This window comes from Luteithermobacter gelatinilyticus (assembly GCF_005849285.1).
GTDB classification, from domain to species: domain Bacteria; phylum Pseudomonadota; class Alphaproteobacteria; order Sphingomonadales; family Emcibacteraceae; genus Luteithermobacter; species Luteithermobacter gelatinilyticus.
Window position 1 is genome coordinate 3,014,129 of sequence record NZ_CP040517.1, and the last position, 21,905, is coordinate 3,036,033.

Genomic DNA, 21,905 nt, shown 5'->3' on the forward strand with positions numbered 1-21,905 from the left:
GAACTTCGGGCCCATGACTGAACGCCAAAGCCGCCTTACAGATGAGGAAATCAAACGGCTGGTTCTGGAAAATGCCCGGCTCAATAAAACCGTTCAGGTTCTGATGGAGCGGGTGGAACAGGAGATGGACCAGCAGAAAGACAGTTTTTCCCTGTTCCAGACCGCCATCAATCTGGAAAAAACCATTGAGCACCGAACCCGGGAATTAAAGGTACTGAATGCCCGGCTGATGGCGGAACTGGCGGAACGGGAAAAGGTGGAAGAAGCCCTGCGCATTGCCAAACAGCAGGCGGAAGAGGCCAATCAAAGCAAAACCAAATTCCTCGCCACCGCCAGCCACGATCTGCGCCAGCCCCTGAATGCGGCGCGTCTGTTTCTGGGTTCTTTGGAAAATGACAGCCTAGGAGACACCGAAACCGACATCCCCCGGCTGGAAACGGTGAAACGGATCGGTGCCGCCCTTGATGCTCTGGATGATCTGCTGAGTGTGTTGCTCAATATTTCCCAACTCGACGCCGGCGGCATCAAACCCAATTTCCATCATTTTCCGGTGCAGGATCTGCTGAACCGGATTGTGCCGGAATATATCAAAACCGGCACGGATCGCGGACTGGAGGTGCGCATGGTGCCCAGCAGCGCCGTGGTCTACTCGGATGGGCGACTGCTGGAGACCATTTTGCGGAATTTCCTGAGCAATGCCATCCGCTATACCAAAAAGGGCAAGGTACTGATCGGCTGCCGGCGCCATGCCGACGGGGTAACCTTGATGGTCTATGACAGCGGCATCGGTATCCGCGAAGACCAATTGGAAACCATTTTCGAAGAATTCCGACAGGTGCATGAAGACAGCAGCATCGGGACCCGCGGTATCGGCCTGGGACTGTCCATTGTAGACCGCATTGCCCGTCTGTTGGGCTTGTCCATCACGGTGGCCTCGGTTTACGGCAAGGGCTCCTGTTTTGGTGTCACTCTGCCGCTGGGCAAACCCCACCAGCTGCGCGAGACGTCCCCTGAACAGTCTTCCTCCGGGAAGATCCCGCAAACCAATCTCTGCGACCTGCTTGGAGAACGGGTGATTGTTGTGGTGGACAATGATCCGCAGGTGCTTGACGGGATGCGTGCCCTGTTACGCAACTGGACCTGCAAGGTGGTGGCCGAAACCACCGCCGAACGGTGTCTGATCCCACTTATCGAACAGGATCTGATCCCCGGCCTGATCATTGCGGATTATCATTTGGGCCCCACCACTAACGGCCTTGACGCCCTGCGGGAAATCCGTGCGGAATTTGACCCTGCCCTGCCCGGCCTGATCATCACCAGCGACCGGAACCAGGAATTGCGGGACCGGCTGGAGAGTTTACAAATTCCGTTGTTATACAAACCGGTTAAACCGGCACGGCTGGCGGCGCTGATCAAACATGCCCTTTCATGAGTGCGTCAGGATGGTGACTGATCAACAAGATTTTTGGCCGCAATCACCGCCTGTAAACGATTGCTGACGCCAAGCTTGCGTAAAATGGCGGAAACATGGGCCTTTACGGTAATTTCGGATATGCCCAGCTCATAAGCGATGACCTTGTTGGGTTTGCCCTTGGCCAGAAGCTCCAGAACGGCCCGTTGCCGGGGCGTGAGGGCGGCGATACAAAGATCCGGCGGGGTCGTCTTTTCTCGCGAAGGAGGAGGCGCATCCGGAGCACGTTCCCCGCTCACCCCCAACGCCTGGGACGGGATATAGCTGTTGCCACTCATCACCAGTTGCAAGGCATGGCGCATCACCTCTTGGGAGGAGGATTTGGGCAGATAGCCCATGGCCCCCCGTCCAAAGCTTTCCCGGACGGTTTCTTCGTGTTCACTGGACGAAACGATGATAATAGGAGTCGACGGCGCCGTGTCACGCAGGGCCATCAAACAGGAAAACCCCTCGGCGCCCGGCAGCAGCAGATCCAGAAGAATCAAATCAAATCCCGATCCTTCTTCCACCGCGGCCAATGTTTCCCGGGCCGTACAGGTCTGGATACAGATCACCTCGTGCCCCATGACACTGCGGACAATATTGCTCAGCGCCTCACGAAACAACGGGTGATCATCCGCAATCAATACCCTGCTTTGCGTCAAACGACGGCCTCCCTTACCGATTCATACGAGTCTGTAAAGCTTAGGCGAATCTAGGCGCGCAAACAATCCTTGTAGCGTTCCCGTAGGGTGATTTTCTTGATCTTACCAGTGGCCGTGAGCGGCATTTCCTCTACAAAAAACACCTTGTCAGGCATCCACCATTTGGCGATTTTGCCGTCCAGAAAAGCCAGGATTTCCTGTTCCGTCGGCGACGCGCCGGGCGCCGGCTTGATGATCAGCACCGGCCGTTCTTCCCATTTGGGGTGATAGACCCCGACTACTCCGGCCTGCAGCACCTTCGGATGTCCCACGGCAAGGTTTTCAATATCAATGGAACTGATCCATTCGCCGCCCGACTTGATCACATCCTTGGCCCGGTCGGTGATTTTGATATAACCATATCGGTCTAGCGTCACCACATCACCGGTCGGGAACCAGCCCTCCTTGTCCAGCACCCGGCCGCCTTCGCCCCGGTAATATTCCGCCACCACCCACGGCCCGCGCACCCAGAGATCACCATAGGTTTTCCCGTCGCGGGGCACCGGGTTGCCCTGCTCGTCCACAACCTTGACTTCCAGCCCGTATTGCACCCGGCCCTGTTTACTGAGTACGGCCTCGCGCGCCTCCGGCGGCAGGGCGTCCACCTCGGGGGTGGACGAGGCGATGGTGCCCAACGGACTGGTTTCCGTCATGCCCCACAATTGCAGCACCCTGACTCCATAATCCTTCAAAAATTTGTCACTCATGGCCTTGGGCACCGCGGATCCCCCGATCATGGTACGCTCAAGACTGTCAACTTTCTGACCCGTTTCCTCAAGATACTGAAACAACATGGTAAAGACCGTTGGCACGGCACAGGAAAAGGTCACGCCCTCGCATTCAATCAGGTCATGAATATGTTTACCGTCCATCTTCGGCCCCGGAAACACCAGCTTGGCTCCCAGCATAGCGGCAATATAGGGCAAGCCCCAGGCATTGCCGTGATACATGGGCGCAATGGGCAGAATCACATCATATACGGACAGGCCAAAGGCGCTGTTCTGGGCCGCCGCCAAGGCATGAATGATGGTTGAGCGATGGGAATACATCACCCCTTTGGGATTGCCGGTCGTACCGGAAGTGTAACAAATGGACGAGGCGCTTTTTTCATCAAAAACCGGCCACGTCATCTGCCCGTCTTCCGCCGCCAGAAGGTCCTCGTAACAATGGACATTCTTCAGCGTGGTCTGGGGCATGTGATCCCGGTCGGTGAGGATCACATAGCCTTCCACATGTTTAAGGCGCGGCGCCAGTTTTTCCACCAGCGGCACAAAATCCACATCCAGAAACAGATACCGCCCGCCCGCATGGTTGATGACATAAACAATCTGTTCATCAAACAGCCGCGGATTGGCCGTATGCAGGATGGCCCCGATACCGGACACGCCGTAAAACATTTCAAAATGGCGATAGGTGGACCAGGCCAGCGTGGCAATCCGGTCGCCCGAGACAATGTTCAGCCGGCGCATCAGCGCCTGAGCAAGCTTCTTTGCCCGATGTTCCGCCTCACGATAGGTATATCGGTGCAGCGGCCCTTCGACTGTGCGGGTGACAATTTCTGTGGATCCGTGATATTCCGCTGCATAACGGATCAAAGACGAAATCATCAGATCATTATACTGCATCAGTCCGGGCTGTGTCATGGTTCTGCTCCCTGTTCCGGCGGCACAGACGTTATTGTTGTCTCCCCAAAAGTAAATTTTTCACCGCCATTTACCCCCTTTACTCTATCTGCCGCTGCATCGGGCGTCCATTGGACCAATGGCGTATGCCCCCCTCGAGCGAACTGTAATGCTTTAGTATCAGATACCTTCGACACCTGGCGGGAAAGCCGGCTCAAAATCGGCTATTCCAAAAATCCTGTCATCCACTATAGTATGCCCTTCAAGGACAGGCATCGCGTGCAACAGGTGACCTGTTTGCCTAACCGAACGCATACAAAAGAAAAAAGAAGAATGACAATAAAACGGGTGGTGAAGGTTTTTGGCCTCCCGCCTTAAAAGGATCGACAACAGACATCGAAGACTACACATTATAAAATTAAACAGGGAAAAACATATGCAGGTTTCTACGTCTCATGAAAAATGGTCCTCCCGCCTGACATTCATCATGGCGGCGGTGGGGTCTTCCGTCGGGCTTGGCAATGTCTGGAAATTCCCCTATGAAGCGGGGGTCAGCGGTGGCGGCGCCTTTGTGCTGATTTATATCGCCTGTATTCTGGTGGTGGGGCTGCCGATCCTGATTGCCGAACTCACCCTTGGCAAACAGGGCCAGATGAGCCCGCCCAACACTATGCGTACCCTAGCCCAGCGGGAAGGCCGATCGTCTCTCTGGCAGTCGGTCGGCTGGCTCGGCGTGCTGGCCGCCTTTATGATCCTCAGTTTCTACAGCGTAATTGGCGGCTGGGCCCTGGCCTATGTGCCCAAATTCATCTCGGGCGACCTGATCACCACAAATCCCGATGTGGTCACAACGGAATTCAATACCTTGCTGGCCAGCCCGGTGCAGATGTTGGCCTGGCACGGGCTGTTTATGGTGCTGACCATTTTCGTGGTCGCACGCGGCATTCATGCGGGGATTGAAAAAGCCGTGGATATTCTGATGCCAGCATTGTTTTTTATCCTGCTGGCGCTGGTCATCTATGCCGCTATCGCTGGCGATTTTGGCCGGGCATGGTCGTTCCTGTTTGCCGCTGACTTTTCCAAAATCACCCCGGATGTGGTGCTGAACGCACTGGGACAGGCCTTTTTCTCCATCAGTGTGGGGCTTGGCGCCATGATGACTTATGGCGCTTATCTGCCGAAAGACGTCAAAATCCCCCGGGCCGCCACCATTATCGTGTTTGCCGATACTATGGTGGCCCTGCTGGCGGGACTCGCGATTTTCCCTATTGTATTCGCCAACGGGCTTGATCCTGCCAGCGGGCCGGGCCTGGTGTTTGTGACATTGCCACTGGCCTTTGCAGGGGTGCCGTTGGGCGGATTTTTCGGCACCATGTTTTTTGTGCTGATCGTTTTTGCGGCCATCACCTCCTCCATCTCCCTGCTGGAACCGGTGGTGTCCTGGGCCGAGGAACACAAAGGTGTGAAACGATCCTTGTCAGCCATTGTGGCCGGTTTCCTGATCTGGCTGCTGGGTCTGTTGAGCGTATTTTCCTTTAACCTGTGGGGCGACGTACACCTTCTGGAAATGTTTGAACGGTTCGAAACGGCAACCCTGTTCGATCTGATGGATTTCACCACGTCCAATATCTTCCTGCCGCTAGGGGGCATGGCCATGGTGATCTTTGCCAGCTGGATTATGTCGCGCGAGACCACCGAAACGGATCTGGGCCTGTCCCCGGCCTTGTATAAAAGCTGGTTGTTCCTGGCCCGGTTTGTCGCCCCGATCGCGCTGTTGATGATCTTTGCCTATAACATTTTCGGCTGAGGAGTGTTGGGCTGAAGATTACTGCCTCGGCCCACAGACCCTAGAGTGAATTGTGAATAGGTTGACCCATTCTGCCGGTCAGGTCTGGTTCAGGAGCCAGGGGTTTGGCGCAGGCCATACTGACGGTACGGCCAAGCCAAACCCCGCCGGAACTGGACCAGATCGGCCCGGCCCTTCGGGGTGGCGGCTTGGGGCCGCTCACTTTGTCAGACTCCTGGGTCAGACGCCTGGCCCGATGCCCCGCATCGCCCGGCGCCGTCTTCCGCGTGAGGCGGGCCACAATCCGCCAACAGAATTGAGCCAACCTCTTCACCATTCACTCTATCAGGTCATATCAGGCCTAATTCTTTCCGGCAGGATTTTCGGGTCCTGCCGGACTTGGCCTGCGGGCCGGTTCCTCCTGCTCTTCTCGCTCCGATTGTTAGTGAACTCCAGCCAGAAATGCTGTAACCATAATGCTGTAACCATAAAGAATGGGCTCCATTTGCGAAGGGGGACAAAATGTTTACCAGGAAAATCGCGCTTTTCTCGTTACTTGGCTTCAAGGTCAACCTGGACATCAGCTGGCTGTTCCTGGCGGTTCTTGTGGTCTGGTCCCTGGCCACGGGATATTTCCCCTATCAGGTGCCGGGGCTCGACGCCTCCACCTATTGGAGTATGGCGATCATCGGCGCCGCAGGACTATTTTTTTCCATTGTGTTTCATGAATTTTCCCATTCCCTGGTGGCCCGTCATTACGGCCTGCCCATCAGCGGCATCACCCTGTTTATTTTCGGCGGGGTGGCGGAAATGGAAGAAGAGCCGGAAAATCCGAAAGTGGAATTCCTGATGGCGGCGGCAGGGCCGCTGGCCAGTTTTTTTCTTGCCGCCCTGTTCTGGCTGACCGCACGGTTTCTGGAAAGTCAGTCATTCGGCATCGGGGTTGCCGCGGTGGCCTCTTATCTGGCCCTGATCAACGCCATTGTGGCCGTATTCAATCTTATTCCTGGCTTTCCCCTGGACGGTGGGCGGATGCTGCGCGCCGTTCTGTGGTACTGGAAAGATGACCTGAGATGGGGCACCCGCATCGCCACCGGGGTGGGGGACGCCTTTGGCCTGGTGCTAATTATCCTGGGGGTAATCAGCATCTTTACCGGCAATTTCATCGGCGGGATGTGGTGGTTTCTGATTGGTCTGTTCCTGCGCGGGGCGGCCGCCGCCTCCTATAACCAGCTGCAGGTGCGCCGCCTCTTACAGGGCGAACCCATTGCCCGGTTCATGACCCGTAATGTGGTGGTCGCGCCGCCGCATATCAGCCTGCATGAGCTGATCGAGGATTATATTTATGCCTATCATTACGACATGTTCCCCGTGGTGGAACAGGACCGGCTGATCGGTTATGTGACGGCACGGGACCTGAAAGAAACCCCCCGGGAGCTTTGGGGGCACACCACAGTGCGCGCCATTTCCCGACCCCTTGATGACGGCACCACCATCGAGGCGCAGGAAGACGCGCTCAAGGCTCTGGCCCAGATGCGCAAAACCGGCAACAGCCGGCTTCTGGTTACCGATCGCGGCCGACTTGTGGGCATTGTGGTGCTCAAGGATCTGCTCGAATTTCTTACCCTCAAAATCGACCTGGAAGGCCTGGACCGGTAAGGTCCCCTCCCAGAGAAAAGATCAGGACCACACCTTTCAGGCGGCGAAGGCCTTCAGGGCCCGGGCCAGTTCCACCCCCTTTTCATCGGCCATGGCTGCGGCCCTGAGATCGGCCAGGCGAGCCGCCGCCTGATCCGTTTTTCTCAGGGAGTCATACAGCGACATCAAGGTTTTGAAATTGCTTGCGCCCCGTTCATGAGTATCGCCATAGCCCTTGATCAGCCGCTGGCAACGGGTGATTTCCACGGCCAGTTCATAATCTTCGGGCAGGGTTTTTTCAATCAGCTCCAGCCAGTAGGTGATCATCTCATGTTCCTGCTGATACCGCAGGGTGGAGCGGCGAATGCGCCTCAGCGACGCCAGAAAATACATCAGCAGATAAACACTGACCTTGCCGGTATTCATGAATTTATCCCCAGTAAATCGGCGGATCAGACCCGACAGCAATTTGCTGTTGCCGATAAAACGGGCCAGCCCCGCCGGCATGGTGCCGAGGATTTCCTCAAGCCGGGGCTTCATGAATTCCACCATATAAACAATCTGCCCGTCGGCGGCACGCACTTCCCGACGATATTCTTCCACCCGTTCACGACGGATTTTCAGGTCCGCCACCCGGATCACATCGTCAAAGGCCATCCACAAGGCCAGATGGCGGGCCACATCGCGGCTGAGGCGATAATCGGCATCCTGATCCCGGGCAACAATATTTTCCAGTTTGTCCAGATAGTCCGCCACATAGTCCAGATCCTGGTAATCCAGAAGTTTTTTGGCGCCTTCATAAGCGGTCTCACGCACCCCTTGCGGCAGGGCGTTGATCCGGTCCAGAATCTTCTGCGCCTCAGGCGTGGTGGCGGCACCGGCAATCTGCGGGCCGTCCCCAGCGATGGGCTCTTGCGAACTTTCTTCGGTATCCACCCGCCGTTCCGCCGCCGCCTCGAAACCTGCGGCAAAGGCCCGCAGATTGGTCTCCACCATCTTGCCTTCGGCCCGAATGGCGTCCTCAAAGCTTTCGCGACTGAACGGCAGACGACCGCAGCCGGCAATGGCGCCAAACAGCACTGCACTAATCACCGCCCCCTTGTCCTGGGCCAGCCGGTCCATGTCGAAAGCCACCAGATCCCGCGACGCCTCGCGGGCCGCCTTCAACAGCACCTGCTTATCGACAATGCCGTTGCCCATATCCATTTTTTCAAAAATGGAGTAAACCCGATGGGTGGATACGATCAGCGTGGTTTTGTCGGGAGTGACGAACTGGCGCTGGATGGCCCGGCCCGCCTCCACCAGTTCGGAGGCCACCACAATGTCCACATCGCCGGCGAATGGCATCAGCGTCATGACCGGCGCCTTATCCACCGTCTGATCGGCCTTGCGCGGCGCCATTTCCAGATAATAGATCGTCGCGCCGGTGCGCTGGGCCACGCCGGGCACGGAAGTGGACTGGGCGAAATAACCGTTGGCTTCGGCCACCGCCACCAGCCAGTTGGTCAGCACGCCACCGCCCTGACCGCCAAGCGCGGAAATGGCGATGGTAATGGGACGGTTTGAACCCTCAGGATGAGAAGTGTTTTGTTCTGTCATAATCGGGCCCCTTTACAAACTCACACGCGCCCGCTTGCGGGCATATCTGTTCTGGAAAAAGCCAATGATGCTCTGGCGCAGCCCGTACATAAAACGGTCCCAGAAAGTGGGGTTGAAAATCAGTTCCGCCCGCGAGAAGGATGGACACAGCACCGCCTCATGCGCCACCTCGCCACACACCCCGCAGCCCACGCAACTGTTATCCACATAGGCGACCGGATCCTCGCGCAGCGGGTCCGGATTGGGTTTGATGGTCAGTGACGGACAGCCCGATAGCCGGATACAGGCATGATCCCCGGTACAGGTCTTGCTGTCCACATAGAAACGCTCCTTGACATAACGCCCGCCTCCCTTGATGGTTTTGGCCACCAGCGGTTTCTCCCGGCGTTGGCGGTTGAGCATACATTCGCCTTCGACCACGATGACCTTGGGGCCTTCATAGTCGGTGGACATGGCTTCATCCATCACCTCGCGCACCGCCGAGATATCATAGCTCTGCACCGTGCGGACCCATTTAACCCCTACGCCCTGCACGGCGTCCTGAATGCGGGCCTTTTTCTCATTTTCCTTGATGGTGGCGCGGGAGGAGGGAATATACTGTCCCCCCGTAGCGGCGGCATAGCCGTTGTCGACAATGACAAAAACGTTGTCGCTTTTGTTATAGACGGCGCTGGCAATGCCCGAGGTCAGACCGTTGTGCCAGAACCCGCCATCCCCCATCACGGCAATGGCCCGTTTGTCGCCTTCGCTTCTTAAGCGTTTGTCGCTGAAAGCCGCGGAGCTGGCCCCGCCCAGGCCATATCCCAGAATGGTGTTGCCGATGTTGAAAGGGGGCAGGGTGCCAAAGGAGTTACACCCGATATCCGCGGACACCTGCATTTCGCCATATTTCTTTTCCAGCATTTTCATGGCGGAAAAAAACGGCCGTTCCGGACAACCGGTACACAATCCCGGCGGACGCGGTGTCACGTTTTTGTCCAGTTCCTCACGGTTGATGGGGCTTTTGGCCAGTGCCTCCAGGGAAACCTTACTGTTATCCTGGCGGATCAGGTCGGGATGCCATTTTTCCAGGAACCGGCGCAGGCCTTCCTTGACCACATCACCCGTATATTCGCCGGCCATCGGTAGAACATCCTTGCCATGAATCCGGGTTTTCAGCTCCGCTTCGTTGAAAATCTTGTTCAGGGCCTGCTGGATATAGTCGGGCTGCCCTTGCTCCACCAGAAGCACAGCCTTTTTCTCCCGGCTGAATTCAATCAGCTCGTCATCCACCAGCGGATAGGTCACATTCATCACATAAAGCGGAATATGGCTGGTGCCGTCCTCATCCGCCAGCCCCAGAAGCTGAAGCGACCGGATGACCACATTATACATGCCGCCTTCCAGAATGATGCCCAGATCCTTTGTCGCATCGCCGTCAAAAAATTCGTTCAGCTTGTTGTCCTTGATGAATTGGACGGCGGCGGGCCAGCGTTTTTCCACCTTTTCCTTTTCCTGCTGGAATGTAAAGGGCGGCAGGATGATCTTTTCCTTGATCCGGGTGGGATGAGCGAGAGCATCCCGCACCCGGAAAGCCGGCGCCACATTGTCCTTGGCTTCGAACTGGCCATAAACGTGGCAGGCGCGAATCCTGAGCTGGAGGAAAACCGGTGTGTTGCTGGCCTCGGACAGTTCAAAACCCTTTTCCACCATGTTCACGATCATCGGCAGATTGGGCCGGGGATCCAGAAGCCACATCTGTGATTTCATGGCGAAGGCATGGCTGCGTTCCTGCATGATGCTGGCGCCTTCGCCGTAATCTTCACCAATGATGATGAGCGTGCCACCGATCACGCCGGCAGAGGCCAGATTGCTGAGCGCGTCGGAGGCCACATTGGTGCCGACCGTGGATTTCCAGGTCACGGCGCCGCGCAGGGGATAGTTCTGGGACGCGGATAACATCGCCGCGGCACTGGCTTCGCTGCCATTGGCCTCAAAATGCACATCCAGTTCATCCAGAACATCCCGGGCATCCGCCAGCACATCCATAAGATGGGAGACCGGAGCGCCCTGATACCCGCCCACATAGGCGACTCCGGACTGCAACAGCGCCTTGGTCACCGCAAGAATGCCTTCCCCGTGGAAGACTTCTCCGGCGCCCAAGCGCAATTTTCCTATTTCCTTAGTAAAGGAGCGTTCAGCCATGTCTGTCTCGTGTCTTTTTTACTGGTTGAGGTTCGGCTTATCCTGGTCGGGGCCGCCGCCCGTCGTGGCCCCCGGAACAATGCCCCCTGCGCCGCGGCAGGGGCCACTTGTCCGATGGCAACCGGGGGTCGGAGTCCGGGCCGTCCGTCAGGCCGCCGGCGCCAGCGCCAGTACCCGAAGCGGGCTGCCCGAGCCGTTTTCAATTTTCAACGGCGGGGTAATGATCACCGCCCCTTTGGGCGGCAACTGATCCAGGTTACACAGCGACGCCAGGCCCATTTTATTGGCCCCATGCATCAATGTGTGGCAGGGGAAGGCCGGGTCCAGGCTATGGGCAATGCCGGCATCGGTGCCCACCGTCTCCACGCCAAATCCCAAAACATCCCGCTCTTCGATCAAAAACTTAATCACTTCGGCGGAAGGCCCTGGGCTATGGGCGCCATCTTCCTTGATATTGAGGAACTCATCCGGATCCGTGCGCTTGCTCCAGTCGGTCCGCATCAGGACCCAGCTTCCGGCTTCGATTTTGCCATGTTCCTCTTCCCATTCCTTGACCTTTTCCACGGTCAGCAGATAATCATGATCCTCGGCGCTTTCCTTGCTGACATCAATCACATTGGCGGGCGCAATCAGCTTTTGCGGGGGGATGGTGTCCGTGCAGCCATCCGCATAATCCTGCCCCGTCACCCAGTGGCCCGGCGCATCAAAATGGGTGCCCGTATGTTCACCACAGGAAATAACGTTCCAGTACCAGGCCGGCCCGTCATCATCAAACCGTGAAATCAACTCTTTCTTGAAACCGGGAGACTGACGGAACGGATCGGGCAGGGCAATCACCGGCGTTTTTTCACTGAGCGTCTGGGTCAGGTCCACGACCCGGATGCTGCCGTTGGCAAGTTCTTCGGCAAAGGCTGTTAATGTTGATGCAGTCATTATACTTCCCCTGTCTGTGTATTTTAGAGTGTCTATGTCGTTTAACGTTCTGGGTCGTTTAACGTTCTGGTTTCAAGATGCTTCGGGCCCGAACGCCCCCCGCCTGCTCTGCGGCTTGCGGCCGCTATTGGGTTACGGAGGCCAGCTGCCCGTCACCGCCGATCCTATCACGCCGAATGCGTTCGGGTCACGGCCAAAGCGCCTGAGCACAACCTTTTTATATTGCGCTGTGGTGTCACTTTCGGAAGGCATCATAACGCAAATATTTTAGACTTAAAATAATTAATTTCATTTTTCATATTTTTTTCCTGAACAATCGCCGGCGGCGATATGAAGTTGTCTGAAATAAATTTTTGATTCAGAATAAATTTACTCTTTTCTGATAAGGATTTTAGGAGTAGAAGTTGTCTTGTAGAGCGTCCCCAAAAGCCCGGAGTTGTTCCCGCATATGTTTGGGAGCCGGCAACCGAAATCGGGGCGTTCACGAACAGAAAGCGGCAGATTTGATGGAGAGGCAGGGACTCATGGACCCGTCAGCCCATACTGGTCGGGAAAGACGCATCACCTTTCAGCTGTATCATTATTGGCAGGAGCTGGCCGGGGAGCGGGATATGCCGTCACTCAGGGAACTCTCCCCGGAAGACATCCAGCCTTACAAGGATCAGATGATCCTGATTGATCTTAGGGACAGATCTTCGGAACCAACTTTGCAGGTGATTGGTCAGGCCCTGAAGCAGGATCTGGACGAGGATCTGACCCTTAAACCCCTCAGCGAAATTCCTCGCCGGACTATTCTCAGCCGACTGACCGACCATTATCTGGAAGTCTTCGCCAACCGGGCCCCCATTTCCTTCGACGCGGAATTTACGACCCGGGACAAGGAAAAAGCCCTGTATCGGGGAATATTGCTGCCGTTCAGCGATGATGGCGAAAACATTAACTTCATTCTCGGGGCCATCCGCTGGATTGTGGAAGAAGAACTCGAAGAGCCGGAAGGGCCGGCCCATCCGCCGCTTCGCCACGAGCCGGCCCCGGCGGAAGATGATATGGTTTTCGAGGAAGATGACCCGCTGCCGGCCCCGGCGGAAACCGACGAAGATCACAAGACACAAGCTTCCGAAACGGAAGCCCCCTTACCGCCAGCCGAAAACGTTCCCGCGCCGCCGCCTCCCGCGGAGGACCGCGAACCGGACAACCGCCCCTTACCAAATAAACACAGCCTGCCAGATAAACACAGCCTGCCAGATAAACACAGCCTGCAAGAACAACTGGCCCACTGCCGGGCCCTGGCCCGAGGCAAGGACGCCACCGACAGCCGTTCGCGCCGGGCCCTGTACCGCACGCTGGCGGCCATTCTGGATTTTCACCTCACCGCCCAACGTCACCCCGAAGCCTATCAGGCGTTGTTGCGGGAAGCCGGACTCAAAGTTCAAAAACGCGCCCCGTTTACGCCAACGCTGAAACTTTGTTTTGGCCGAGAATTTGACAAGACCCGGCTGACCGAATATGCCGCGGCGCTCAGTCATGCGCTGAAAAAAGGGCATACGGGCAAGAGCCTGCCAGACTTTCTTGAAAGCTTCCAGGGCGGCATTAAAGGCTGTGTGAAAGCCGAACGGGAAAGCCGTCGGCCGGGGAGCGTGCAACGCATGAATAATTCACTTGAAGAAGTCAAGAAAAGGGTTAATAACATGCCCGTTCTGTCCCGTTTTGAACTGACGGCGCCGCACCTTCCGGAAGGGCCGCCAGGAAGCACGGAAGAGGCAGAAAACGGGCAGGAACAAAAACTGTGTTTGATATTGGGTAGACGGAAAGGCTCTGTCGTTGAGGTCGTGAAACTGCTGGATGAGGATGAGTCGCTTTTGGCGCCGGTCCTCAAAAAAGCCATAAAGCCATAACAGACCAAAACCAGGCGTTTCCAGAACAGGATTGAGAAGCTTGTCTTGCCGGCATTCACCAGCAGGACCCGCAGATCAATCCGAAAGGATCAAGAGGACAAACCGTGAATTACTGGGCACAAAAAGATATCCGCATCGACTCAGTTGTGGAGTTTGCCGCGGAAAAACTGAAAACCGCCAAACAGGACGGCTTTCTCGATTTTATCCGCGACCTGTATAAAAACGTCTCACCGGATGACCTGGTGGACCGGCCGGTGGACGAATTGTACGGCATCGCCCTGTCTTTGTGGAAATTCAGCGATCAGCGCGACAAAAACACAACCAAACTTCGGGTGTTCAACACCACCCTCGAAGAACATGGCTGGCAGTCCTCTCATACCGTGATCCAGATCATCAATGAAGACATGCCGTTCCTGCTGGATTCCATCACCTTTAACCTGCTGGAACAGGGGTGTGACGTTCATATGCTGCTCCATCCCATTGTCAGCCGCCACCGGGACAGCAAAGGCCGCATGGTCCCTTCCGGCGGGGAAGCAGTGCGGGAATCGGTCATGCATATCGAGGTCACCGCCATGACCGACCCAAAACAGCTGAAGGCGCTGGAAGGCAAGCTCTTGCAGGTGATGAATTTTGTCCGCGCCGCCATCGAAGACTGGCACCCCATGCTGGACAAAATGAAGGCGCTGATCAAATCCATGGACCATGCGCCCAAGGAACTGCCGCGCAGCGAAGTGAAAGAAGCGCAGAATTTTATGCGCTGGCTCATGAATGACAATTTCACCTTTCTCGGATACCGGGAATATGTCCATGAGGGGACAGGTGACAAAAAAGCTTCCGGCAAAAAGTCTCCCGACAAAAAAGTGGTGGAAGAGGCGGTTGACAGCCGAGGATACGGCATTTTACGGGACCCGAATGTGCATGTGCTGAGGGGGCCGAAAGGGTTGGTGGCCATCAACCCGGAAATCGAATATTTCATGAAACAGCCGGATGTGATGATGGTCACCAAGGCCAATGTGAAATCCATGGTGCACCGGGTGGTGCATCTGGATTATATCGGTTTCAAGAAATACGACACCACGGGCAACGTCATCTGTGAAGCCCGTTTTGTAGGCCTGTTTACCTCCGATTCCTATAGCGAGCGAGCCCGTTCGGTGCCCTATCTCAGCCGCAAGGTCAACAATATCCTGATCCGTTCAGGGTTCCCCCCGGGCAGCCACAATGCCCGTTCCCTAGTGCATATTCTGGAAACCCTGCCACGGGACGAGTTGTTCCAGATCGACGAGGATCAGCTTCTGGAAACCTCCATGGGCATTCTGCATCTGCAGGTTCGCCCCAAATGCGCCGCCTTTATCCGCAAGGACCGTTTTGAACGGTATGTCTCTGCGTTGGTCTTCGTGCCCCGTGACATTTACGATTCCACCCTGCGCAGCAAGATCGAACGCATTCTCTGTGACGCCTATAACGGGGAGCTGTCTTCCCGCTATGCCCAACTCAGCAATGAAAGAATCGCCCGCTGGCATTTTATCATCCGCACCAAACCCGGCCAGGTCCCCAATCCGGATCCGGCAGATATCAACAAACGCATCCAGGAAGTGGCGCAGCGCTGGAACGATTATCTGCACGAAGTGCTGACCGACCGTCTTGGTGAAGAGGCCGGCAACAATCTTTACAATAAATACAACCGGGCCTTCACCCCCGCCTACAAGGAATATTTCGATCCCCGTTTTGCGGTCACCGACATCGAAAAACTGGAACGTCTGCCCGAATGCAATAATATCGCCTTTAACCTGTACCGGCTGGCCGAGGATCCGGATCATACCCTGCGTCTGAAAATCTATACCAGCCAGCAAACCATTGCGCTCAGCGACTGTCTGCCCATGCTGGAAAATATGGGCCTCAGGGTGATCGAGGAAGTGGCCTTTGACCTGATTACCCATCCTCTCGGCGAAGAGGTCCGCTATGTCATTCACGATTTCCATCTTGAAGACACTGCCCGGCTGTGGACCGATCTTTCCGAGATCAAAACCCGGCTGGAAACCACGCTGCGAATGGTCTGGCTGGAAAATGTGGACAATGACGGCTTTAACAAGCTGGTGCTCAGGGCCGGGCTGGATTATCGGCAGGTGCTGGTTCTGCGAATCTACAGCAAATATCTCAGACAACTTTCCTTGTCCTACAGCGAAGTTTACATGCAGGACACGCTAACCCAGCATCATGAGATCGCTTATTGTCTGGCCCAACTTTTTGAGGTCAGCTTTAACCCGGATCTGCCGGAAGATTTTGACCGGGAAAAAGAACGCGAAGCATTGGAAGGACGGGTGCGGGAGCTTCTCGAAAATGTGGATAGCCTGGACCAGGACCGCATGCTCAGAAGTTATCTCAATGTGATTACTGCCACATTGCGCACCAATTTCTATCAGTATCAGGACAACGGTAGTCCGAAACCCTATGTGTCCCTCAAAATCAAGAGCAGCGCCGTGCGCGAGGCGCCGAAACCCAAGCCCTACGCGGAAATCTTTGTGTATTCACCGCGTCTGGAAGGGGTGCATCTCAGAGCCGGGCCGGTGGCCCGGGGAGGCTTGCGCTGGTCCGACCGCCGGGAAGACTACCGCACGGAAATTCTCGGCCTGGTCAAGGCCCAGCAAGTGAAAAACACCGTGATTGTGCCGGTTGGCGCCAAGGGCGGATTTGTGCCCAAGAAACTGCCCGCCGACGGCAGCCGGGAAGACATCCTGGAAGAAGGCATCGCCTGTTACAAAACCTTTATTTCCGGGCTTCTGGACATTACCGACAATCTCAAGGACGCAGATGTGCTACCGCCGGCGCGGGTGGTGCGACGGGACGGCGATGATCCATATCTGGTGGTAGCGGCCGACAAAGGCACGGCCACCTTCTCCGACATCGCCAACAGCCTGGCCCAGCAGTATGATTTCTGGCTGGATGATGCTTTTGCTTCCGGCGGATCGCAAGGGTATGACCACAAGAAAATGGGCATCACCGCCCGTGGCGCCTGGGTGTCCGTACAGCGTCATTTCCGCGAACGCGGCATCAATGTGCAGAAAGACAACATCACCGTCGCCGGCATCGGCGACATGTCCGGGGATGTGTTCGGTAACGGCATGTTGTGTTCCCGGGCCATCAAGCTGGTGGCCGCATTTGACCATCGGGATATTTTCATTGACCCTGATCCCGATCCGGAAAAAAGTTACGCGGAACGCAAACGGCTGTTCGATCTGCCTCGCTCCAGCTGGCAGGATTATGACCGCAAGCTGATTTCAAAAGGCGGAGGCATTTTCAGCCGTAAGGCCAAGTCCATCACGCTCACTCCGGAAATTTGCCGGCTTCTGGACATTCCGCTGTCAGAAAAAACCCTGACTCCCAACGAACTGATCCGCAGCATTCTGAAATCCCAGGTCGATCTGTTGTGGTTCGGGGGCATCGGCACCTATGTGAAAGCCTCATACGAAAGCCATGGCCAGGTCGGCGACCGCGCCAATGATGCGGTACGCGTCAATGGCAACGAACTGAACTGCAAGGTCATTGGCGAAGGTGGCAATCTGGGCTGCACCCAGCGCGGACGGATCGAATTCGCCCTGAATGGCGGCATGATCAACACCGACGCGGTGGACAACTCCGCCGGGGTTGACTGTTCCGACAACGAGGTCAACATCAAGATTCTGCTCAACAGCCTGGTCTCAGACGGGCAGCTGACCCGCAAACAGCGCGACAAGCTGTTGGAAGACATGACCGATGATGTGGCCGCCCTGGTGCTCCGTGACAATTACCTGCAGACCCAGACCATCAGCATCGCCCGCGCCAGCAGCGTGCGGGAACTGGACAGTTTTGTGCGCTTCATGAACGATCTGGAAAAATCCGCCAATCTGGACCGGGAACTGGAATTTCTGCCAGGAGACGAGGAATTGTCCGAACGGGCGGAAAAGGAACAGGGGCTGACCCGGCCGGAACTGGCGGTACTGGTGGCTTATGCCAAAATGGCGTTGTATGATGAATTGCTGAAAAGCGATTTTCTGGAAGATCCTTATCTGGAAAAATATCTGATCAGCTCCTTCCCGGAACGCCTGGGCCAGACCTATGCGGACGCCATCCGCAAACACCGGCTGCGGCGGGAAATCATTGCCAAGGTGCTGTGTAACGACATTGTCAACCGCGGCGGGATCCAGGCCATCAAGGAAGAAACCGGGGCTTCGGCCGCGGAAATCGCCCGGGCCAGCATCATTACCCGTGAGGTGTTCGATCTGGACAACCTGTGGCAGAAGATCGAAAGTCTGGACTATGTCGTGCCGGCCACCATTCAGATCCTGCTGTTACTGGACGTGGAAGAATTTGCCCGCCGGCAGACCATATGGTTCCTGAACAACACCGATCCCAAGAAACCGCTCCAGGAAGTCATCGACCAGTATCGCCCGGGCATCATCAAGCTGTTTGATATGCCCATCGTGGTCAATTCTTCCCATGAAGAAAGCCTGAGAGCCAAAATCGCCATGTATTGCGAACAAAGCGTGAGCGAGGATCTGGCCACCCATATTTCCAATCTGGAAATGAAACTGGCCGCCTGTGACATTGTACAGGTCGCCCGGGATTTGAACCGGGATGTGGTTGATGTGGCCCGGGCCTATTTCATGATGGGAGATGAAATGGGCATCGACTGGATCCGCGATCAGGCGGAAATGGTAGAGGCGGCCGACCATTGGGACCGGCTGGCGGTCAGCGCGGTGATCAGCGACCTTCTGGATCAGCAGAAACTGCTCACCCGCCACGCCATCCAGACCTATGAAAACGGCGCAGCCATTGATTCCGTCAAGGCGTGGCTAAAGAATTCCGAGGCCGCCCGGGCCCGGATCAACAAACTGATCAAGGAATTCCAGTCCACCGGCCAGATCAACGTGACCAAGCTGGGCTTTGCCGCCCGACAGCTGCGCAACGTGGTCGCCGGCTGACCGGACTTCCTGTTCGCACCTTGCGACGATGACCAAACCAGCCCCCAGAAGACTCTATCGGGGGCTGGTTGATATTTGGGTTAATACTCAGGGCTGCAAGTCGCGCAGTTTACGCCAGCGCTGATATTGCGCGGCCTTTTTCGGGGCCGGGTCCTCAATCCCGCGCAGCCAGAAATTGAACCAATCCAGGTTCCGCCGATACACCAGATATTTGTGGGTAGGTTGCCATTTGACATGATATTCATCGGGATAGATGATCATCTCCACCGGCGTCCGGGTGTTGCGGCATAGCGTCATAGCTTCCCTTTTCACACCGATAGGCTATGATCTTCTGGGCATGTACCCCATGTATCTGTTGGTCATAGCTTCCCTTTTCACACCGATAGGCTATGATGCATATGTCACGTTTAAAACAGGGTCTGTCGTCATAGCTTCCCTTTTCACACCGATAGGCTATGATCAGATGTTTGGAAACGGGCCGCATGACCCGGTCATAGCTTCCCTTTTCACACCGATAGGCTATGATAGCAGGATCATCAACCCCGTCATGATTAAGGTCATAGCTTCCCTTTTCACACCGATAGGCTATGATGCACAAATCTAACATCCGCACTATCGAGCAGTCATAGCTTCCCTTTTCACACCGATAGGCTATGATAATTGTCCTTCGTTCTGTTGAGCGCTGAGGGTCATAGCTTCCCTTTTCACACCGATAGGCTATGATCAACTGGCCTGTCGCCTACTCGTAGGGGACGTCATAGCTTCCCTTTTCACACCGATAGGCTATGATCATGTTGAGGTTGAGCGGATGTTGCAGCGGTCATAGCTTCCCTTTTCACACCGATAGGCTATGATGATATCCCCTGTGGACGATTGGCATCATTGGTCATAGCTTCCCTTTTCACACCGATAGGCTATGATCTTGAATTTTGCGCCATGCTCAATAATCATGTCATAGCTTCCCTTTTCACACCGATAGGCTATGATCCTAATTATTATCTATCTTATACCTATCTTGTCATAGCTTCCCTTTTCACACCGATAGGCTATGATATAATCGTGAACCGGGCCATGTGGGTATCGGTCATAGCTTCCCTTTTCACACCGATAGGCTATGATATCAGCCGCGAGACGCTTAATCCCCTCTGCGTCATAGCTTCCCTTTTCACACCGATAGGCTATGATCGATCGTAAACCTGGAAGGTGAGGCTAAGAGTCATAGCTTCCCTTTTCACACCGATAGGCTATGATAATCCCCTGTATCGGGGATTTCTCGGGCATGTCATAGCTTCCCTTTTCACACCGATAGGCTATGATAAGTACGCCTCGCAGTCGATAGAGAAACCGGTCATAGCTTCCCTTTTCACACCGATAGGCTATGATCGATTAGTCCTGCGATAAGCCATTTCATATGTCATAGCTTCCCTTTTCACACCGATAGGCTATGATTTCGTCGCCATGTGCCACCTCCAGCTCTTTGTCATAGCTTCCCTTTTCACACCGATAGGCTATGATCAGCAAAGGGCACACCCTGTACTATCATAAGTCATAGCTTCCCTTTTCACACCGATAGGCTATGATTATTCCGGAGGTCATGAGGGTGAGCGGACTGTCATAGCTTCCCTTTTCACACCGATAGGCTATGATAGTTTACCCGCTAAGAAATCGGCGCAGATTGTCATAGCTTCCCTTTTCACACCGATAGGCTATGATAAACAAGTTCGTCGAGTTCGGACAGGGGTTCGTCATAGCTTCCCTTTTCACACCGATAGGCTATGATAATTTACCCGCCAGAAAATCGGCACAAATAGTCATAGCTTCCCTTTTCACACCGATAGGCTATGATAGGTCAGAGATAAGTGACTGATATAGCAGGAAAAACAGCGAACAGCTCAGAGTAAAAGGAGCTGTTCGCTGTTGTTTTTCGGGTGGGTCTCGTCAAATTCCGGGGCATTTGAAAGCAAAATCCTGATATTTTTATACTGCCGGTCGGTGATCTGCATGGCGCGGATGCTGCCTTTGGGCGGCAATTCCAGCTCCAGCCGTTTCATATGTTTTTCAACACGTTCCAAACCATTGCAAATTCTAGCATAAATTGAATATTGAAGCATCATATATCCGTCCCGAATCAGAAACTTTCTGAACCGTGTCGCATGGCGCCGTTCCTTTTTTGTAGTGGTCGGCAAGTCAAACATAACGAAAATCCACATATATTTATCTCCCGTCCGACTCATGAGGATCTACACCGCAAACAAAGGCAGATGGAGCAACCGGCTGTCTTTTTCCCGCAGCGCCCGGACCAGACTGCTGGCGACCCGATCCGCCGCATTGGTCAGGGTCTGCACCTCCCCGTCGATCAACACCTGTCGGGTGGGCAAGGCGGCAAGGGTCTGACGATCTTGCCGACTGAGCTCACGCCCCGCGGGCGGCATATCCCCCACAAGCCGGATCACCTCCCGATCCACAAAGGGCCGGAACGGCTCCAACAGATCATCGGCCAGATTATAGGCATTCAGGTTGCTGTCATGATGCAGGCCAAAACAGGGCAGCAGGCCATAACTTACCAGAGACCGCGCCACTGCGGCCCGCACCACCATATATCCATAATTCAGCACCGCATTGGCAAAATCCGCCGCTCCGCGGACAAATCCCGGCGGCATAAGCCGCTTCCAATAATCCCGCGCCGCCTGCGCCTCGCGATTTTTGGTATCCCCACTGTCGACCCGCCGCGCCATCTGCCGCAACGCCGTCCCCGTGTCCTGTCCCGTAAGCATAAGACAATCGGCCTGATTACCGATCTTGGCCTGCACAATCCGTTGCCAGCAACGCTTGCGGAACGGCCGGCTCCAGTCCCGCTGCAAGGCGGCAATTTCACTCAACCGGGAATGAGGAAGGAACGGTAAGAGCAGCCCGTTGGGCATATGACGGCCGTCACAGGTGATCACCGCCACATTGTGGTCCTGAAGCGCCGCCAGCAAAGACGTGGTCACCGTGGCCTGCGCCGTTTCCAGGATCAGCACCGTGATATCCTCGACAGGAATGGTGACGACGCCGTCGTTCCGCTCGCAACGAAGCTGGGCATTTTTCAACGAAAGAGAACAGCGGTTCTGGATCAACACCGTCCGCCATGACATAA

At 55.5% G+C, this 21,905-nt stretch carries 14 protein-coding genes and 1 CRISPR repeat array; of the genes, 6 read left to right on the forward strand and 8 right to left on the reverse strand.

Annotated elements, in window-relative coordinates; translation table 11 throughout:
• The first annotated feature begins 13 nt into the window (after window positions 1-13).
• On the forward strand, window positions 14-1,432 hold the full coding sequence (locus FE788_RS13525; protein ID WP_138381139.1) for an ATP-binding response regulator: 1,419 nt from the start codon (window positions 14-16) through the stop codon (window positions 1,430-1,432).
• Between the two features lie 5 nt (window positions 1,433-1,437).
• On the opposite strand, the gene FE788_RS14355 is transcribed toward FE788_RS13525, so the two are convergent.
• Window positions 1,438-2,115: a LuxR C-terminal-related transcriptional regulator gene (locus tag FE788_RS14355; protein WP_138381140.1), complete on the reverse strand. Its 678-nt coding sequence runs from the start codon at window positions 2,113-2,115 to the stop codon at window positions 1,438-1,440.
• A 50-nt stretch (window positions 2,116-2,165) separates the two neighbouring features.
• A complete protein-coding gene (locus FE788_RS13535; RefSeq protein WP_138381141.1) occupies window positions 2,166-3,797 on the reverse strand; it encodes a long-chain-fatty-acid--CoA ligase in 1,632 nt (543 codons plus the stop codon).
• 415 nt (window positions 3,798-4,212) lie between these two features.
• On the opposite strand from FE788_RS13535, the gene FE788_RS13540 reads away from it, so the two are divergent.
• The 3 genes from FE788_RS13540 to FE788_RS13550 all read left to right on the forward strand — a co-directional run bounded on the left by FE788_RS13540 (window position 4,213) and on the right by FE788_RS13550 (window position 7,221).
• On the forward strand, window positions 4,213-5,583 hold the full coding sequence (locus FE788_RS13540; RefSeq protein WP_138381142.1) for a sodium-dependent transporter: 1,371 nt from the start codon (window positions 4,213-4,215) through the stop codon (window positions 5,581-5,583).
• 104 nt (window positions 5,584-5,687) lie between these two features.
• On the forward strand, window positions 5,688-5,882 hold the full coding sequence (locus tag FE788_RS13545; RefSeq protein ID WP_138379006.1) for a hypothetical protein: 195 nt from the start codon (window positions 5,688-5,690) through the stop codon (window positions 5,880-5,882).
• A gap of 202 nt (window positions 5,883-6,084) precedes the next feature.
• Window positions 6,085-7,221 carry a site-2 protease family protein gene (locus tag FE788_RS13550; protein WP_138381143.1) on the forward strand — a complete coding sequence of 379 codons (1,137 nt, stop codon included), beginning with the start codon at window positions 6,085-6,087 and terminating at the stop codon, window positions 7,219-7,221.
• A 36-nt stretch (window positions 7,222-7,257) separates the two neighbouring features.
• Here FE788_RS13550 and FE788_RS13555 read toward each other — a convergent pair whose 3' ends face one another.
• The 3 genes from FE788_RS13555 to FE788_RS13565 all read right to left on the reverse strand — a co-directional run bounded on the left by FE788_RS13555 (window position 7,258) and on the right by FE788_RS13565 (window position 11,916).
• Window positions 7,258-8,799 (reverse strand): indolepyruvate oxidoreductase subunit beta family protein, encoded by a 1,542-nt coding sequence (locus FE788_RS13555; protein ID WP_138381144.1) that lies wholly within the window; start codon window positions 8,797-8,799, stop codon window positions 7,258-7,260.
• Window positions 8,800-8,811: 12 nt separating this feature from the next.
• A complete protein-coding gene (locus tag FE788_RS13560; RefSeq protein ID WP_138381145.1) occupies window positions 8,812-10,983 on the reverse strand; it encodes a thiamine pyrophosphate-dependent enzyme in 2,172 nt (723 codons plus the stop codon).
• A gap of 147 nt (window positions 10,984-11,130) precedes the next feature.
• Complete coding sequence (locus FE788_RS13565) at window positions 11,131-11,916, reverse strand: cyclase family protein (RefSeq protein WP_138381146.1); 786 nt, start codon at window positions 11,914-11,916, stop codon at window positions 11,131-11,133.
• 524 nt (window positions 11,917-12,440) lie between these two features.
• On the opposite strand from FE788_RS13565, the gene FE788_RS13570 reads away from it, so the two are divergent.
• Window positions 12,441-13,811, forward strand: coding sequence for a PAS domain-containing protein (locus FE788_RS13570; RefSeq protein WP_168190433.1), 1,371 nt, complete (start codon window positions 12,441-12,443; stop codon window positions 13,809-13,811).
• A 104-nt stretch (window positions 13,812-13,915) separates the two neighbouring features.
• On the forward strand, window positions 13,916-18,769 hold the full coding sequence (locus FE788_RS13575) for an NAD-glutamate dehydrogenase (protein ID WP_168190434.1): 4,854 nt from the start codon (window positions 13,916-13,918) through the stop codon (window positions 18,767-18,769).
• Between the two features lie 87 nt (window positions 18,770-18,856).
• Here FE788_RS13575 and FE788_RS14170 read toward each other — a convergent pair whose 3' ends face one another.
• The 3 genes from FE788_RS14170 to cas1 all read right to left on the reverse strand — a co-directional run bounded on the left by FE788_RS14170 (window position 18,857) and on the right by cas1 (window position 21,903).
• Window positions 18,857-19,030 carry a hypothetical protein gene (locus tag FE788_RS14170; protein WP_168190435.1) on the reverse strand — a complete coding sequence of 58 codons (174 nt, stop codon included), beginning with the start codon at window positions 19,028-19,030 and terminating at the stop codon, window positions 18,857-18,859.
• Window positions 19,031-19,061: 31 nt separating this feature from the next.
• Window positions 19,062-20,615: direct repeats of the CRISPR family, unit length 36 nt; unit sequence GTCATAGCTTCCCTTTTCACACCGATAGGCTATGAT.
• Between the two features lie 46 nt (window positions 20,616-20,661).
• A complete protein-coding gene (gene cas2 / locus FE788_RS13580; RefSeq protein ID WP_210414013.1) occupies window positions 20,662-20,979 on the reverse strand; it encodes a CRISPR-associated endonuclease Cas2 in 318 nt (105 codons plus the stop codon).
• Between the two features lie 30 nt (window positions 20,980-21,009).
• On the reverse strand, window positions 21,010-21,903 hold the full coding sequence (gene cas1 / locus FE788_RS13585; RefSeq protein WP_210414015.1) for a type II CRISPR-associated endonuclease Cas1: 894 nt from the start codon (window positions 21,901-21,903) through the stop codon (window positions 21,010-21,012).
• Between the last annotated feature and the right edge of the window lie 2 nt (window positions 21,904-21,905).